The sequence below is a fragment of the Kitasatospora sp. NPDC056731 genome, assembly GCF_040687675.1.
In the GTDB taxonomy this organism is placed as follows: Bacteria; Actinomycetota; Actinomycetes; order Streptomycetales; family Streptomycetaceae; genus Kitasatospora.
In genome coordinates, this window is sequence record NZ_JBFBNR010000010.1 from 153,030 (window position 1) to 169,053 (window position 16,024).

General features: G+C 68.1%; 17 protein-coding genes, 1 tRNA gene, 1 other RNA gene and 1 pseudogene. 10 read left to right on the top strand and 10 right to left on the bottom strand.

What is annotated here, in order from left to right; all coding sequences use genetic code 11:
• Positions 1 to 166 precede the first annotated feature (166 nt).
• The 5 genes from AB0R04_RS13030 to ffs all read right to left on the bottom strand — a co-directional run bounded on the left by AB0R04_RS13030 (position 167) and on the right by ffs (position 4,529).
• Positions 167 to 916 (bottom strand): DUF5063 domain-containing protein, encoded by a 750-nt coding sequence (locus AB0R04_RS13030; protein WP_244293422.1) that lies wholly within the window; start codon positions 914 to 916, stop codon positions 167 to 169.
• The gene (gene recR, locus AB0R04_RS13035) at positions 909 to 1,508 is read right to left on the bottom strand and encodes a recombination mediator RecR (protein WP_063348650.1); all 600 of its coding nucleotides are present in this window, start codon (positions 1,506 to 1,508) and stop codon (positions 909 to 911) included. Before recR ends, AB0R04_RS13030 begins: the two co-directional genes overlap by 8 nt.
• Positions 1,509 to 1,689: 181 nt before the next feature.
• Positions 1,690 to 2,028 (bottom strand): YbaB/EbfC family nucleoid-associated protein, encoded by a 339-nt coding sequence (locus AB0R04_RS13040; RefSeq protein WP_063348649.1) that lies wholly within the window; start codon positions 2,026 to 2,028, stop codon positions 1,690 to 1,692.
• Positions 2,029 to 2,149: 121 nt separating this feature from the next.
• Positions 2,150 to 4,348: a DNA polymerase III subunit gamma and tau gene (locus AB0R04_RS13045; RefSeq protein WP_363370567.1), complete on the bottom strand. Its 2,199-nt coding sequence runs from the start codon at positions 4,346 to 4,348 to the stop codon at positions 2,150 to 2,152.
• Positions 4,349 to 4,438: 90 nt separating this feature from the next.
• An RNA gene (gene ffs, locus AB0R04_RS13050) (signal recognition particle sRNA small type) lies at positions 4,439 to 4,529 on the bottom strand.
• A 110-nt stretch (positions 4,530 to 4,639) separates the two neighbouring features.
• Here ffs and AB0R04_RS13055 point away from each other — a divergent pair.
• From AB0R04_RS13055 to AB0R04_RS13065, 3 genes are all read left to right on the top strand, one after another.
• A tRNA-Ser gene (locus AB0R04_RS13055) sits at positions 4,640 to 4,724 on the top strand.
• Between the two features lie 347 nt (positions 4,725 to 5,071).
• The gene (locus AB0R04_RS13060; RefSeq protein ID WP_363370568.1) at positions 5,072 to 5,950 is read left to right on the top strand and encodes a DUF6192 family protein; all 879 of its coding nucleotides are present in this window, start codon (positions 5,072 to 5,074) and stop codon (positions 5,948 to 5,950) included.
• A 120-nt stretch (positions 5,951 to 6,070) separates the two neighbouring features.
• Complete coding sequence (locus AB0R04_RS13065) at positions 6,071 to 6,484, top strand: hypothetical protein (protein WP_363370570.1); 414 nt, start codon at positions 6,071 to 6,073, stop codon at positions 6,482 to 6,484.
• 111 nt (positions 6,485 to 6,595) lie between these two features.
• Here AB0R04_RS13065 and AB0R04_RS13070 read toward each other — a convergent pair whose 3' ends face one another.
• The 3 genes and pseudogenes from AB0R04_RS13070 to AB0R04_RS13080 form a co-directional block, all read right to left on the bottom strand.
• Positions 6,596 to 6,718 (bottom strand): hypothetical protein, encoded by a 123-nt coding sequence (locus AB0R04_RS13070; protein ID WP_363370572.1) that lies wholly within the window; start codon positions 6,716 to 6,718, stop codon positions 6,596 to 6,598.
• Positions 6,679 to 7,173 (bottom strand): tyrosine-type recombinase/integrase, encoded by a 495-nt coding sequence (locus AB0R04_RS13075; RefSeq protein WP_363370697.1) that lies wholly within the window; start codon positions 7,171 to 7,173, stop codon positions 6,679 to 6,681. Before AB0R04_RS13075 ends, AB0R04_RS13070 begins: the two co-directional genes overlap by 40 nt.
• Positions 7,161 to 7,262, bottom strand: a pseudogene (locus AB0R04_RS13080) (hypothetical protein); the annotation flags it as partial. The gene AB0R04_RS13075 and the pseudogene AB0R04_RS13080, both read right to left, overlap by 13 nt.
• On the opposite strand from AB0R04_RS13080, the gene AB0R04_RS13085 reads away from it, so the two are divergent.
• The 4 genes from AB0R04_RS13085 to AB0R04_RS13100 are packed head-to-tail and all read left to right on the top strand — an operon-like array spanning position 7,261 to position 10,129.
• A complete protein-coding gene (locus AB0R04_RS13085) occupies positions 7,261 to 7,401 on the top strand; it encodes a hypothetical protein (protein ID WP_363370574.1) in 141 nt (46 codons plus the stop codon). The pseudogene AB0R04_RS13080 and the gene AB0R04_RS13085 sit on opposite strands and share 2 nt — an antisense overlap.
• 15 nt (positions 7,402 to 7,416) lie before the next feature.
• Entirely contained in the window at positions 7,417 to 8,037 is a 621-nt protein-coding gene (locus AB0R04_RS13090) for a hypothetical protein (protein ID WP_363370699.1), read from the top strand.
• Between the two features lie 2 nt (positions 8,038 to 8,039).
• Complete coding sequence (locus AB0R04_RS13095; protein ID WP_363370576.1) at positions 8,040 to 9,083, top strand: serine hydrolase domain-containing protein; 1,044 nt, start codon at positions 8,040 to 8,042, stop codon at positions 9,081 to 9,083.
• 11 nt (positions 9,084 to 9,094) lie between these two features.
• Positions 9,095 to 10,129 carry a UDP-N-acetylmuramate dehydrogenase gene (locus tag AB0R04_RS13100; RefSeq protein ID WP_363370578.1) on the top strand — a complete coding sequence of 345 codons (1,035 nt, stop codon included), beginning with the start codon at positions 9,095 to 9,097 and terminating at the stop codon, positions 10,127 to 10,129.
• Between the two features lie 344 nt (positions 10,130 to 10,473).
• Here AB0R04_RS13100 and AB0R04_RS13105 read toward each other — a convergent pair whose 3' ends face one another.
• Positions 10,474 to 11,370, bottom strand: coding sequence for a hypothetical protein (locus tag AB0R04_RS13105; protein WP_363370580.1), 897 nt, complete (start codon positions 11,368 to 11,370; stop codon positions 10,474 to 10,476).
• 413 nt (positions 11,371 to 11,783) lie between these two features.
• Here AB0R04_RS13105 and AB0R04_RS13110 point away from each other — a divergent pair, with 413 nt between their 5' ends.
• The 3 genes from AB0R04_RS13110 (at position 11,784) to AB0R04_RS13120 (ending at position 13,579) form a co-directional block, all read left to right on the top strand.
• The gene (locus AB0R04_RS13110; protein ID WP_363370582.1) at positions 11,784 to 12,296 is read left to right on the top strand and encodes a hypothetical protein; all 513 of its coding nucleotides are present in this window, start codon (positions 11,784 to 11,786) and stop codon (positions 12,294 to 12,296) included.
• The gene (locus AB0R04_RS13115) at positions 12,293 to 12,847 is read left to right on the top strand and encodes a peptide deformylase (protein ID WP_363370584.1); all 555 of its coding nucleotides are present in this window, start codon (positions 12,293 to 12,295) and stop codon (positions 12,845 to 12,847) included. Before AB0R04_RS13110 ends, AB0R04_RS13115 begins: the two co-directional genes overlap by 4 nt.
• Positions 12,848 to 13,330: 483 nt before the next feature.
• Positions 13,331 to 13,579 carry a hypothetical protein gene (locus AB0R04_RS13120; protein ID WP_363370586.1) on the top strand — a complete coding sequence of 83 codons (249 nt, stop codon included), beginning with the start codon at positions 13,331 to 13,333 and terminating at the stop codon, positions 13,577 to 13,579.
• Positions 13,580 to 13,760: 181 nt separating this feature from the next.
• Here AB0R04_RS13120 and AB0R04_RS13125 read toward each other — a convergent pair whose 3' ends face one another.
• Entirely contained in the window at positions 13,761 to 15,800 is a 2,040-nt protein-coding gene (locus tag AB0R04_RS13125; protein ID WP_363370588.1) for a hypothetical protein, read from the bottom strand.
• Positions 15,801 to 16,024 lie beyond the last annotated feature (224 nt).

Here is a 16,024-nt window from a genome sequence, read left to right on the forward strand (position 1 = left end):
CGGCGATCCGTCGGGATTTCTTTTCCGCGCGGAATGCTGAGGCATTCGTCACAATCAGCCGATGACCGCCGGGGGCGCACCGAAAACCGGCGCGCGCCGGGGCGACGTTCGGGCGTGCCGGAATCGCACGGACGTGCCGGAAGGGCACGGGCACCGGAGGGCGGTGCTACCGCCCGAGGCCCAGCTCGGCCGCCATCAGGTCGCCGGCCTGCTGCTCCAGCTGCTCGTCGGTGAGCCCGTCGTCGTCGGTGTCGGCGCCGTCCGGCACCGCGCCGATCGGACTGTCCAGCCGGACGTGCGCGATCAGCGACTGCAGCGCCCTCAGCACCGCCGTGCAGGTCGTGCCCCAGTTGGAGAGGTACGAGAACTGCCACCACCACAGCGCCTCGCTGACCCGGCCCTCGCGGTAGTGGGTCAGCCCGTGCTGCAGCTCGCCGACCACGCCGGCCAGGTCGTCCGAGATCCGGAAGGCGTTCGGCTTCTCCGGCGGACCGTACGGGTCGAAGACCTCGTGGTAGACGTCGATCGGCGCGAGCAGCTCGGCCAGCCGCTCGCGCAGCTGCTCGCCGTCCGGCTCCGGCCCGGCGTCGGGCTCGAAGCGGTCCTCCGGGACGACGTCCTCGATGGCGCCCAGCCGGCCACCGGCCAGCAGCAGCTGCGAGACCTCCAGGAGCAGCAGCGAGACCGCGCTGCCCGGCTCGTCGCCCTTGGCGACCTCGGTGACGGCGAGCACGAAGCTCTCCACCGAGTCGGCGATCTGCACGGCGAAGTCGTCCGGCTCCGAACCGTGCGCATGGATGTGCGGGGGGTGGCTCTGCGGCTCCCCGTGCGGCTGTCCGGGGGCCGGCTGGTGGGCCTGCCCGTGGGACGGCTGGTGGGGCGTGTGGGGCTGCTGGTTGAGCGTCCGGTCAGACATCGAGCAGTCGTCTCCCTTCGAAGGCACGACCGAGGGTGACCTCGTCCGCGTACTCCAGATCCCCGCCGACGGGCAGGCCGCTCGCCAGCCGGGTCACCCTCAGGCCCATCGGCTTGCAGAGCCGGGCCAGATAGGTGGCGGTCGCCTCCCCCTCCAGGTTGGGGTCGGTGGCCAGGATCAGCTCGGTGACCGTGCCGTCCGCGAGGCGCGCCAGCAGCTCGCGGATCCGCAGGTCGTCCGGGCCGACGCCCTCGATGGGGCTGATCGCGCCGCCCAGCACGTGGTAGCGGCCGCGGAACTCGCGGGTGCGCTCGATGGCGACGACGTCCTTGGACTCCTCGACCACGCAGATGACGCCGAGGTCGCGGCGCGGGTCCAGGCAGACCCGGCACTGCTCGGCCTCTGCGACGTTGCCGCAGACCGCGCAGAAGCGGACCTTGTCCTTGACCTCCAGCAGCGCGTGCGCGAGACGGCGCACGTCGGTCGGGTCGGACTGCAGGATGTGGAAGGCGATCCGCTGGGCGCTCTTGGGCCCGACGCCGGGCAGCCTGCCCAGTTCGTCGATCAGGTCCTGAACCACGCCCTCGTACAACGTCGCGCCTTCCCTCGGATGGTCGGTGGTGCTCCGGTGCCATCATCCAACGAATCGGGCGTCGGACACACCGCCCGACGCCCGACTCCCACATAAATCACATGGGTCCGTTGTCTGAACTTCAGAACTTCAGGACCTCAGACCTGCCTGGTCGGAACCCCTGTCCAGAGGCTCCCCCAGGTCAGAACGGCAGACCGGGGATGCCCCCACCCAGGCCCTGGGTCAGCGGGCCCATGCGCTCGGCCTGCATCTTCTGCGCCGACTGGTTGGCGTCCCGCACGGCCGCCAGGACCAGGTCGGCCAGGGTCTCGGTGTCCTCCGGGTCGACGGCCGCCGGGGCGATGGTCAGCGCCACCAGCTCACCGGCACCGGTCACCGTGGCCTCGACCAGGCCACCGCCCGCCGAACCGCTCACCTTCGTCTCCGCCAGCTCCTGCTGCGCCTGCGCGAGATCCTGCTGCATCTTCTGCGCCTGCTTCAGCAGCTGCTGCATGTTGGGCTGGCCACCACCGGGGAACACGGCTCACTCCTCGCTTCGTGCTTGCTGTCCTGCGTCGCCGTCCTGCCTGCGGTCACGTCCGCTTGCAGTCCCGCTCGCGTCGTCACGGCCGAGCCTACGTGCTGCCGGGGCGGGCCGTCGCTCAGTTGCCGCGGTGGTGGATCTCCTCCAGAACCGTCGCGCCCAGCTCCCGGATGATCAGCTCCTGACCGGAGAACGCCTCCTCGTTGAGGTCCGGGTCGTCCTCCTCCGGGACGTCGTCCTCCGGCGCCACCGCGCGCACCGGACGGGCCGGCGGCGCGGCCACCGGCGGCGGGGCCTGGACCGGCGCGGGCGCCGGGGCGGCCTGCACCTGCGGAGACGGCTGCGACCGGACCGGCGCGGGCACCGGAGCCGGAGCCGGCGGCGCGGCGGCCGCCGGACGGGCCGGGGCCCCCCAACCGCCACCGCTCGGGGCGGCACCGCCCAGACCACCGCCGCCGACGGCCGTACCGCCGCCGAGGGAACCGCCCCCGGACGGGTCGACGATGCACTCGATCCGCCAGTCCACACCCAGCGCGTCCGTCAGCGCCTGGCGCAGCACGTCGTCGCTGTTGCTGCCGACGAAGCTGTCCCGGGCGCCCGCGTTGATGAAGGACACCTGGAGCACGCTGCCGTCGAACCCGGCCACCTGGCCGTTCTGGCTGAGCAGGATCCAGGTGAAGCGGCGGCGGTTCTTCACCGCCTCCAGAATCTGCGGCCACAGCTGCCGGACCTGCGCCGCGCCCTGCTGCGCGGCGGCCGACGCCGGCCCGGCGGGCTGCCCGGCCGGGGCGGGCGCGGGCGCCGCGGGGGCAGGAGCGGGGGCGGGGGCGGACACCGGGGCCGGGGTGGCCTCCACGGCCTCGGCGGCCTGGGCCGGCGGCTGCGAAGCGGGGGCCGCGGCCGGGGCCCCGCCCGCCGGCGGGAAGCTGCGCGGGATCGGCCAGGCACCCGGCGCGGGCCCGGCGGGCGCCGCGGGGGCTGCCGGTGCGATCGGTGCGGCCGGTGCAGGGGCTGCCGCAGGGGCCGCCGCGACCGGCGCGGCCTGCACCGGGGCGGTCTCCGCTACCGGCACCGCCACCGTCGCCGTCGCCGGAACGGGCGCGGCCATGGGCGCCGCCACCGGCACCCCCACCGCCATCGGCGCGGCGAACCCGCCCGCCGCCGCCCGGCGCTCCAGCTTGTCCAGCCGCGCCTGCAACGACAGCTCGTCGCTGTACGCACCCGGCAGCATCACCCGGGCGCAGATCAGCTCCAGCTGCAGCCTCGGCGCCGCGTTGCCGCGCATCTCGGTCAGCCCGGTGTTGACGATGTCCGCCGCCCGGCTCAGCTCCGCCGAACCGAACGCGTCCGCCTGCGCCTGCATGATCGCGACCCGGTCCGCCGGGGCGTCGATCAGCCCCTTCTCCCCCGCCTCCGGCACGGTGGCCAGGATCACCAGGTCACGCAGCCGCTCCAGCAGGTCGGCGACGAAGCGGCGCGGATCGTGCCCGCCCTCGACCACCCGGTCGATCACCTGGAACACCGTCGCCCCGTCGTGCGCGCCGAAGGCGTCCACCACCTCGTCGAGCAGCGCCGAGTCGGTGTACCCGAGCAGCGAGGTCGCCATCTGGTACGTCACGCCGCCCTCGGCGGCGCCGGCCAGCAGCTGGTCCATGACCGACATCGAGTCACGCACCGACCCGGCCCCGGCCCGGACCACCAGCGGGAACACCGAGTCCTCGACCTGGATGCCCTCCCGGCCGCAGACCTCCACCAGGTAGTCGCGCAGCGTGCCCGGCGGGACCAGCCGGAACGGGTAGTGGTGCGTCCGGGACCGGATCGTCCCGATCACCTTCTCCGGCTCCGTGGTCGCGAAGATGAACTTGAGGTGCTCCGGAGGCTCCTCGACCACCTTGAGCAGCGCGTTGAACCCGGCCGAGGTCACCATGTGCGCCTCGTCCAGGATGAAGATCTTGTAGCGGCTGTGGACCGGCGCGAAGAACGCCCGCTCCCGCAGCTCGCGCGCGTCGTCCACACCACCGTGCGAGGCCGCGTCGATCTCGATCACGTCGATCGAGCCGGGCCCGCCGGTCGCGAGGTCGCGACAGGACTGGCACTCTCCGCAGGGCGTCGGCGTCGGCCCCTGCTCACAGTTCAGACAGCGGGCCAGGATGCGCGCACTCGTCGTCTTCCCGCAGCCGCGCGGCCCGCTGAACAGGTACGCGTGGTTGACCCTGTTGTTACGCAGGGCCTGCTGAAGCGGAGCGGTCACGTGCTCCTGCCCGATGACCTCCGCGAAGGTCTCGGGACGGTAGCGGCGGTACAGGGCTAGGGACACACCCCCGACGATATCGGGACGCGCCGACAAACGCGTCGCCCCTCGCCTCACCACCGTCCCCCGGCGCCCCCGGCGACCGCCCGGGAACGCAAAGACCCCCCGTGCACCCGCCAGAGCCCTCTTACCCTTGCTGCCTTCCGGCCCTGGGGGGGTTCAGAGAGATAACGCCACACGAGGGGCTGACCCCCACACTACCGGATCCGAGCCCCCACGATCCACAGGCAACCCCACCCTCCCGCCTACGGGATTGCTGGTCGCGACCACCCCCGAACATGTACTAAGCTCTCCCACGGAGGATTCGCCTAGAGGCCTAGGGCGCACGCTTGGAAAGCGTGTTGGGGGCAACCCCTCACGAGTTCGAATCTCGTATCCTCCGCCGGCAGAAGGCCCGGACCGTTCCAACGGTCCGGGCCTTCGTCGTTCCGTGGTCTCAGTTTTGGTCTCAGTTGCGCTTTGGGGCCTCGCCGAGCGCTCGGCATCGGCATCGGCATACCAAGGAGTCGGCGGAGGGGTGTTGCGCTGCACCCGACCAAAACACGGCAACGACGCATCCATAACTCTGTGTGGCCGTCGAGAGCACCTACGTCGACAGTCGCCCCACGATCTACGAGGTCGGCAGCACAGCGCCATCCAGCGCCCCACTCCCATGGCTGCCGAGCGGCACGTTCCGTACATACCGGCATAGGATTCCCATATCGGACGGGTGTTGCCTGGGAGGCCCCTATGGCTACGACTACGAGCCCCACCACCGACTACCGCGCAACCGAGTGGAACGAACTGGTCCACCGCGGTCAGCGTCTTGTCGCCTCCGAGGGCTCCAGCCAATTCGCGCTGGGGGACATTGGGCTAGAGATGGTCCCGCTCCCCCCGACTGGCAGGCGCGCGCCATCGAAGGCATACAAGCTCCTGGCGACATACGCCGAGGAGGTAGGACTCGAACGAGAGATGTTCGAGGAATACCGGCTCATCGCGGGCGCTTGGCCCAAGAAGCAGCGCGTCAAGGACGTCTGCTGGACCGTACACTCCATCCTGGCCTACCACCCGGACCGGTTCGAGCTAATCAAGGACCCACCGGTCTACCGGCGGACAGGCGAACATCGCTGGACCTGTGATGGCGCCCATCGGGTACTCGGCAGAAGAGTCCAGACCCCGGAAACCATCGAGGAGCGGTTGCAGCAGGTTGAAGACATGCTCGCTGACGAAGAGGTGGCGGTCGAGGTAGTCGAACGGGTCATCACCCGCCGACCGACTGTGGCTAGGAAGGTTGCCGCGAAGCCACACGTGCGCGAGCAGTTCAACCGCGCTCAGACGACCCCGATCCGCGAAGCACGCGAGGAGACGAGGCGTCGCCCCGAGGTTCAGAGGATCAACGAGCGCCAGGAAGTCCTGACCGTCCTTGGTCTCTGCGCTGAGTTCGCCAGCGGAATCGGTAAGACCCTGCCGGGGCTACACCTGAGAGAGCTATCGGAAGAGTCCAAGGAGGCGATCCGTGAAGGGCTCACCCGCGTGAGGGCTGCCGTCGACTGGACCGAACATGTCTTGGAGACCGGCCAGACCGACATGGACAAGGCCCTCGAGCGATTGCTTGAAGGAGGGGCGTGACGGACGCGCCCTTGGGTAGACGAAGAAGATAGAACAAGATCGAATTTGGGCTGGGCGGGGAGCAGGATTGCGCGCGGTGCGACAACCCCCGGGCCTGCGGGGGCGAAGGAGAGATCGACGATGACCGCGCACTACCGCCCCGACTTCTTGGCTCGGAGCGTCTTTGATGCACTGCAGATGGCCGGCAAACGCGGGCTGACCTTCGGCGAGATCATAGAGGTCACCAGCCTCACCACCTACCAAGTACGTCACGGCCTGAGCGTTCTACGGGAAGCGTTGCCGGAGATGAAGGAGACGGACGCCGTCTACAGCTATGACCCTCACGGCCACGTGTATCGGCTCAAGTACATCCCAGAGGTGGCTGAGGCGTACGAACTCATGCGCATCGGCTCAGAGGCAACGCGCAGCTTCCGAGTTCTGACTGGCACCGTGCTGCCACATGCCAAGCACTCTCACTCCAAGCAGCTCCGCATGCTCCGCCGACACTTGCAGCTGGTGGTCGACGAAGCACGAGACATCCTTGCCCCGGCGTGACAGCCACCCACGTTGCGGAGACAACCTGGCCAGCTGAACCTGTCGATCGCTGGATACTCCGCCTTCACACAGGCGGAACATCCAGCTGGCATCAAGCCGCCCCCGTTCAGGCTAGGCAGCGCCTTCGTCGAGGTCCTTGGGCGCAAGCCCGACCCCACCCCACAGCGCCGCGCCGATCTTCTTGCCGACGTCGTTCAGCATCGGCTCGGTGACGTGCTGGTAGCGCTGGGCCATCGCGGTCGAGGACAGCCCATGATCGCCATCACGATCCGCTCCGGCACGCCGAGCAGGAGAAGGACAGTCGAAGCGGTGTGGCGGGCGTCGTGGAGGCGGCCGTCACGGATACCGGCCTCCCGCAGGAGCCGCTTCCAGTGGTGGTAGTCGGTGCTGGGGTTGAGCGGCTCGCCGGTCTCCGAGGTGAAGACGTAGCCCTTTCGCGTGCGAGGGCCCGCCCGCGGTCCTGCTCCTCCTTGTGGTGCCGGAGGATCACGACGAGCTGCTCGGGCAGCGGCACCGCGCGTCGCCCGGCCCGGCACTTGGTGTCCTTGGTCTCGCGGCGGATCGGCTCCTTCTGCGGGCAGAAGCCGGGCTTGCGCCCGCAGCGGTCGCCGCAGCAGTGTCGGTACTTGGGCCGCAGCCGGCCGCGCTTGACCCAGGCGACGCCTCGGGTGAAGTCGACGTCCTTCCACTGGAGCCCGAGCACCTCGCCCTGACGCAGGCCGAGGGCGAGCGCGAAGATCCAGCGGGCGGAGTTGCGGCGCTTGCGCGCCGTGTCCATGAGCGCCTGGACCTCCTCGATGTCGAACGGCTCGACCTCCCGCACCCCGGGCACCTCCTCGATCCTCAACCCCAGTGTGGAGCCGGAAGTCACCTACACCGCCGCCCTGCTCTCGCAGGCCGGCGTCGGCATCGAGTGACGGGGCAGGACAGCCCTGAACGTCACTGGCACCGACCGCATCCGGGGCGGGGTGTTCACCGTGCCGCCGGACCGGCTGGAGGCCGCCACCCTCGCGCTGGCCGCCGCTATCACCGGCGGCACCGTCCACCTGGACGGCTTCCCGCCGGCCGCGTTCCCGGACGGGCTGGTGTCGGTGTTCGCCGACGCCGGCATCCAGCTCGACCCGCTGGACGGCGGCACGGCCGTCAGCACCCCGGCCGGGCCTCGGCCGGTGCAGATGGCCACCGGCCCGCACCCGGGGTTCCCGACCGACGTGCAGCCGCAGCTGGCCGCCTTCCTCACCCAGTCCGAGGGCACCTCCCGCATTGACGAGCGGATCTACACCCAGCACGACACCCACCTGCAGGCCTTGGCCACGTTCGGCGCCGCCGTCAACGCGACCGGCTCGGTCATCACCGTCCGGGGCCGCTCCGCCCTCACCGGCGTCGGCGTGGCCGGGGAGGACATCCGGGCGGTGACCGCTCTCGTGATCGCCGCCCTCGCCGCCGAGGGCACCTCTACGATCCGAGGGATGTATCACCTGCGGCGCGGATACGGCAGCCTGCTGCCGAAGTTGGCCGTGCTCGGTGCCCACCTGACGATCGACCAGGAGTAGCCGTGACCAACACCGTGCCGTGGAAGCCGAACGCGCTCGCCGACCTGCACGAGTGCCTGGACCTGATGACCGTCGACGGCACGGTCCCCGGTGGTGTCATCGCCCACGGCACCTTCGACACCGAGCCCGGGTACCTGGCCTCCGGCGTCGTCGCCCCCGAGTGCGGCGACGCCCGGCCGGGGCCGGACACGGTGTACGACGTAGCCTCGCTGACCAAGGTCCTGGCCACCTGGCCACTGGTCGGCACGTCCCTCATGGATGGTTTCACCCTGGACACCCCGATCCGCGAACTGCTGACCGGCATCCCGGCCGAGGCGCCCGGCGGCCAGGTGACGGTTCGCCAGGTCCTGGCCCACACCTCCGGCCTGCGGGCCGACACTCGCCTCGACCAGTACCGGCACCGCGCCGAGCCGCTGGCCGAACTGATCTGCGGAGAGCCGCTGATCGCCGACCCCGGAGCCGGTCACCGCTACATCAACCGCGGATTCATCCTCCTCGGCCTGGCCCTGGCCCACTACCGCTGCCAGCGCCTGGACGAGCTGGCGGCCGAACTCTGGCAGCACCTCGGCATGCCGAACACGACCTACGGACCGGTGCCCCGCTCCGCTCGGGTCGCCCCGACCGAGCAGCGGCTAACCGGCGGGCCCCGACTGTGGGGCATGCCGCACGACGACAACGCCGCCCTGCTCGGCGGAGTCGCTGGCCACGCCGGGGTGTTCACCACCCCGGCCGACCTCGCTACCTTCGCCACCCACCTGCTGACCCCGCACGCCGCTGGCGCTCCCCTGGGCCGCTGGCTCACCCACAGCATGCAGCCGCAGGCCGCGATCGAGCCGGGCCTCAACCGGGGGCTGGCCTGGATCCTCGACGACGATGGCCGGGTCGCCTACCACCACGGCTTCACCGGGACCAGCCTCTACCTCGCCCCGGCCACCGGCCGCTACCTGGCCATCTGCACCAACGCCGTCTACCACCACCAGGACAACCGCACCCGCCTCGCCCCGCTGCGGACCCTCGCCCTGAAGGCGATCACCGACGAACCCTAGGAGGGCCACCCGTGCCCAGCACCACGCTCGTGTCCCTCACCACCCTGCGGCTCGGTGGCCCGGCCAGCTACGTCCTGCGGGTCGCCGACCCCGACGACTGGTTCGAACTGGTCCGTACGATCGGCGACCGGCAGGAGGACGCGCCCCTCACCCTCGGCCACGGCAGCAATGTCATCGCCTCCGACACCGGCCACGAGGGCACCGTCGCCGTGATGAACACCCGGGGCATCACCGTGAAGCGGGTGGACGACGACACAGTGGCCGCGACCGTCCAGGCCGGCCACCCGCTCGCCGACCTCGTCCAGTGGGCCGCAGCCGAAGACCTCGCCGGGATCGAGTGTCTGGCCGGCATACCCGGCACTGTCGGCGCCGCCCCTGTCCAGAACGCCGGAGCCTACGGCCAGCAGGTCTCCGACACTCTCGACCACCTCACCACCTGGGACTGGGACATGGGCCGCCTACGGACCCTGCCAGCCCAGGCATGCCGCCTCCGCCACCGCGACAGCCGTTTCAAGACCGACCCGGGCCGCTGGACCATCCTCACGGCAACGTTCCACCTCACCCGCTCACCGGCTGCCCCGATCACCTACCAGCCGCTCGCCGACGAACTCGGCGTCCACGTCGGCGCCCGACCGCCCGTGGCCGAGGTGGCCGCCGCCGTGCTCGCCAACCGTCACCGCCGTGGACTCCTTCTCGACCCCCACGGCCCCGATGCCCGCCAGGCCGGATCGGTCTTCCTCAACCCGCCCGTCACCGCCGCCCAAGCCAGCCGCTGGTCGGCTGTCGGCTGCCCGGTCCACACCGACAGCGGCGGGCAGCTGCGGGCCAGCGCCGGCTGGCTGCTGGAGCACACCGGCTACCGCCCCGGCCACAAGGTCGCAGACGGCGTCCGCTGCTCGGAACGCCGCACCCTCACCCTCACCGCCCACGACGGAGCGACCGCAACAGGCTTCGCCCAGGCTCTCACTGAACTCTCGGCCCAAGTCGAGATCGCTACCGGCATCGCGCTGCAGCCCGAGCCGGTGGCAATCGGCACCTGGGCGTAGCGAAGGACCTCGCCCTATCGCAGGCCGAGCGCGAGCGAGATGTCAACGCGTCTGGGAGCGCGAAGGCAAGGCATGGGTTGGACGACCGCGAGGCCGTCTTCACCGCTCTCCTGAAACCCGTCCCAGATCTTGTGGCTCGTCCGCTCGTACCTCGCGCTGCACCCCGGTCTGCCGCCCAGCGTGCAGCGACTCCGCGAGGATCACACAGACTTCGGCTCGCTGTTGCGGGTCGCAGCCCTCCAGGAGTCGTTTCAGCTGTCGTAGCACCATCATGTCCCGGAAATGGCGCACCAAGGCCCCAGCAAGTACGCACGCGGGTAGCACGAGTGCCACTGTGGATGGGCTCATGACTCGTAGCCCTTCTTGATGTGCTCAGCGATGGTCTGGGCGTCGTCGCCGTACAAGCACGAGGCGTGACGATTCAGGATGACCGTGGCATCGCCGAGACGGGCAGAATGCCGGGAGATCAACTCCACTGCGTCGGCGCGCGGTACACCGTCGATGAAGCCGTGGGCCAGGAGGGTCGCACAGAGCGCCTCCACGGTGTCACCACAGCACCACTCGATCACCAGGTCACCGGCGTGGTGGTTGTAGCAGTTAGCGAATCCATGAGGTTCCGATGTCCTATTGACCAGTTCAGGACGTCGCAAGAGTCGACTCATCAGTAGGTCCCGGGTGTGTAGGTCATCGACGCCTCTGGCATCAGCCCACCACTCGATCTCACGCTTCTCATCGCGAGAGAGGTCGTCGGGCGTCCTGCCCCACAAGGCCACCTCGCCGTCGCGCGGAATCGGCAGACGAATGGGGCCACGGTCAGTCCGTGCTGCAGCAACTTGCCCTAGACCGATCGCGTGGAGTGTCCACCTCCTTCCGTCACCCATCACACGTAGCCCGGGAACCCCACGGATGCCACCGTAAGAGTGGTCGAACCGTGGCAGGAGCTCGTAAATGACCGCCTCCGCCATGGCTGGTTCCAGAAGCAGGTCTAGGCGTTGCCCGTTCGGCACAGCTTCCCGCACGCCGAGTAGCGCGCCATTTAGCTGATGGTCCTGGAAACTGGCGGCCAGGACGTGGGCCAAGTGTGCTTCGAAGCGCCGCTGACGCGGGTCGGCGGCATCGGCAGTCGGAGGCCCGGGGCGCACGTTTACTTGCCGCGCCAATCGGAACGAGGCGGCGAGGGTGAGTGACGTGTTGTCACGGATCTTCTTCGCCAGCCGGTTCACGTTGCCTGATTTGGACATGCTTCGCCCTTTCCACATGCCGCCCGGCGACGACAGGAAAGACAGGTGAAGTGTCCTTCTAACTGCTGGCTTCACAACTGCGGAGACTCTCAAGAGCCCACTGCTCGACTCCGGCGCCGGGACCGGAATGACCGAGGCACGCTGCCGCAGCAGCGCTGTAGGCAAGATACATCAGCGTCGGGTGAGACGCTCGCAAGTCGTGCCGCGGACATCGAAGAATGGCAAGCGCCTTCGAACTGCTCTTCGCCAGCCCCCAGCTCTCCTCAAGCCGAGCGCAGCAGGCGCGGAACAACTGCATCCGCGGGAGGCCGATGGTTTGCTGGTCTCATTCATGCCCGTCCGCCGGCGCTCAGTCGCCTCCGACGGGCTCCTTAGCCACAGGTCAGAACGGGTGCGGATCCCAGGGGACTTCGTTGGGGAGAGAACCTGAGCGCCCCAACGCCCACTACCGCGAACACCCGCTGACCTGGGACGAGCTCGCACTGACCGTGACGTGCCTCGGGGAGGCGATGAACTGGCAGGCCAAGCACGACCGCGACGCGTTCAAGGAGGTGTGGCTCCTGTTCGAGAACGAGCAGGGCCGCTTCCCGCTCTACCCGGGCGAGGAGGTCTGGATCGAGTACGCCTACTCGGTCGGCGAGGAGAAGTGGGGCCGCTGGTTCCAGCGCGCGGTCCGCCTGCCCACCGAGCACCTGGAAGTCGAACTCGCCTTCCCAGCCGACCTCGACCCAGCGGTGTGGGGCATGGAGACGTCCATGACGGCCGAGGCGGCGCCGCTGCGGACCGCCCCGATCCGGCGCGAGGAGGACGGGATGCGCGTCTTCTCCTGGAGCACGTCCACGCCGGCCCTTCACGCCCGGTACCGTCTGGAATGGCGGTTCCGGGCCCGACCCGAACGCGAAACGACCCAAGGGGAGTTCAGGTGATCCAGGTGCGGCCCAGCGAGCAGATGCGTGACCTCGGCGTCGTCCAGGAGGGCGAGCCCGTACTCGCCGAGCCCGCCCGAGCATTCGACCTGCCAGCCGAGCGCGAGGCCGCCGAGCAGGTCGTCGAGAAGCTGTTCACCGCGATGGAGCGCATCGGCCAGGTCCACCCCTTCGCCAAGGGAATGGGCATCGCAGCACCACAGATCGGCATCGGCCGCTCCGCCGCCATCGTCCAGCCCGCTGCCCCGGATGCTCCGGCGATCGTCCTGCTGAACCCGCGGATCACCGACCGCTCCGACGAGACGGACGAACAGTTCGAGGGCTGCCTGTCGTTCTTCGACGTTCGCGGCTTGGTCCCCCGGCCGCTGCAGATCACCGTGGAGACCACCACCCTGGACGGCCAGGTGGCCACCACCACCTACGAACGCGGACTCGCCCGCCTGATCCACCACGAGATCGATCACCTCGACGGCCTGCTCTACACCGCACGCATGCGGACCGACGTCGCACCTATCCCGATCGAGCAGTATCGACAGACAAGACAGGCATAGGCCTACGAGCAGTAGTTGGGGGAGGCGTCTCTCTATGAGTCACGAAGAGCTCGGTGGTCTGCCAGCGGGCACGAACCCTGCCGCAACCGCTGAAGCAATGGCAGAGAAGCGATGGCGTATAGGCCGTGTGCCACAGACCGCAGAGGAGTGGATGACCGAGTTCGCGCATCTTGAGGATCTTCTCCTAAATGTAGCCGGTCGTAGGGTGCAATCCGAGAAGCGTGCGGACCAGTTCCTGCTGGCCGGATCCCGGAGACTCAGGAGGAGGTCGCCGCTGAAGTCCAGCTCCGCGAGACGGAACGGCGCTGGGAAGTCGAACTCGAAGACCGGAAACATCGCGCGGACCTCGAATATCGTGAGACGGAACGCCGGTGGGAAGTCGAACTCGAAGATCGAAAGCACCGCGCGAACCTCGTGCACCAGCACACCGCAGTGACCCGCCGCTCCGAAGGCATTCGGGGGTGGGCATTGGTGGCGGTAGTCGTGGCCATCGTGGTCTCGCCTTGGGTGGCCATGGTGGCCAACGTTCCCGCCAACAATTTCAGCATGTACATGGTCCCGGTTACAGGAATCGCCGGCACCATCATCGGGTACTGGTTCGGCCAGGGAGACCGTCTACGGCCGGCAGCTCTGGAAGCCTTCCCCCAGGCACCACCTCTGGACCTCCCCGCCACCAAGTTCCAAGAGGGCAGTGCAACCGCAAGGCAGGCCAACCCAAGCGTCCCGCAGTGACCACCCACACCCAGGCGATACGTCTGACTTGTGCAGTTGCCCAGCGGCCACTGTTTCCCCGACGCCCGCCAGACCAGATCGGTCTTCCTCAACCCGCCCGTCACCGCCGACCAGGCGACGGCACCTCTGGTCTGCCGTTGGCTGCCCCGTCCACGCCGGCATCGATGGCGATGTGTGGGTGCTACCAACAACAGGCACCGAACTCGTAGTGCGACACCCCGGCATAAACGGTTACCGTGCCGTCATCGCGCACCTCGCCCCATGGGCGATTTGGTAGCGCGATGTCGAAAGCGCTCGCACCGCAACCCTCACAGCAGTCAAAGTGGTCCTGCCAGGCCGTCACATCCACGTCGGTGCGGGGGTTCCGCATCACGTGGCTATCGTGACCGCTGCACTCATCATTCGGACAGGGCTCGCCATGACCGCAGTCTGAGGTGCCGCACGGACAAGGGCCTTCGCATTCCGCCGGCTCCCAATCCTGGGTAGCCATCGCACGCTCTCGGAGCATCTCCTGGTCTGCTGTCAAGACTGTTAGGGCCGCCACGACGTCACGCCGGGATTGTCCAGTTGCTGCTTGGACAGCATCGGTCAGCGCAGCCACATCTGTCAGGTCAGGATCAACGCCCACTAGCCATACGGTCGGCGAGTCCGAGATACTGTCTCCGTTGCGGTAAAGCCGAGCGAAGAATGAACGAGCACCTGTGTCATATCCCCAATAGCTGCCCTTGTCCCATCCGGGGAGCGGGAGGGCGAGACTGAAATCGCCGATAATCCGTTGCCCTGACTGGACATAAAGTGCCGTCCTGCGGTGCCAGTCGCAATGCGCCAGGTCACCGCGGACGACGGTCGCGCACTTTTCATCCAGGGCCGGATTCCCTCGACAACGCCGATTGGTCCGATGGTCCCAGCAATACGTCTCCGTGGCCGGGATCAGTTGATTGCACTGCCTTTCTCTCAGGTCTCCCGGCGCCATACAGCGCTGCCGATGCGCAGCTACTGGATGACGAGTTACTGAAACGCCTTCTGCTCTCTGCTGCTCGATCTCGCGGTGAATACGGGCGACAGTCTCGTTGCGAGCCTTTCCCTCCTGCCTGTAGACCGTCCCTCTCGTCGTCAGTAGGTCCGTGAAGGCAGTTGGCGTAAGTTGTGGCTCAAGCATCAGTCGCAGATCCTCATCGCCAAGCACATACTCTGCCGATTCACCCGACCTCTGAGCAGTACGAAGACGCTGGCTGGTGACTAGTTCAAGCCAGAGGTCCAGCATCAGCTCGCAATCATCAGAAACAGACTGGAAAAACCAGTCCTTCTCCGCGTCATTGACTGTCCGGATACCACGATGAGCCTCAGTTCGGGACTCTTTCTTCGCCCGATCGCGCAGCCTCTGGGCCCGAGCCAAGTCAGTGAGACCAAGATTGGCCGCACGGGGAAATCCGCCGGTAACTACATGCCTAGCGGCGTACAGCGTGTCAACCGTCTTTGCAACCAGCCGGCCGACGTTGACCCGGTCGGAATAGGTGCGCAGGCATCGATAGTCCCCGTCGAAGAGGTTATGCCCGATGATCAGGTCTACTTCATCAGCCGCGGCATTGAGACCTGACAAGTTCCGGTCCCGAAACGTGTAAAACGCAACTTGCCGCCAGATCTCCCGCCCGGGCATGTCAGCAGCTTCCTGCCGCTCCACTACCAAAAATCCTACGACATCAATGTCCCAGCGTTCAGGAAGTTTCTGACCCGCTACCCTCGCATAGTCCACGTCAAGTACGCCAACCTTGCGAGGCCCTCCTGGAGGCAGCTGCTTTACCGGGGGCGTGCTATAGCCGGGCGCGAAACCTCCGTAGCGGTTTACGTCCACGATGCTCGGGTCCGGCGCCACGATGGGAGTCCAAGTCTCCATGACTTCCGCGCTCGCGTACTCGGAGTCCGCCTTTCCATGCGTGCACACCGAATGCGCCACGCAATAGGCAAATCCCCTTCGATGCAGATCCAAACCCCCCGGATCGCCGGATAGTTGACTCTCAGAGAACACCCAGATGTAGATCGGAACTGCCTGGTCAGATCGCAGGTACCACCCTGCTTGGAGCGGCGCGCGGGGAGAATCGACCTGCGGAGAGAAATCAGAGGAATACCCGTCGGGAGCTTGCGCCGTGAACTTCAGAATCGGCTGACCGGCTTCCAACGCGGCGTCGATCAGCGCTTGGAAGCCCCAACCGCGCGAGGGCACACGCGGGCCCCCGAGCGTGATCGCCGAGGGTCGCTGCTCGTACGGGGGAACCGCGCCTGTCCGCCGAGCGCGCGATTGAGGCGTCTTCTTCCGCTTCTTCGGCATACAGCGGACGCTAGCTGACCGCTCTGACAGCGTGGGGCGCATGGCCGAAGAGTCGCCTGGCCCTGCCTCGTTGGCTCACTCGCCAAACCCGTTCTGAGCACAGTCGACTTGGAAACGAG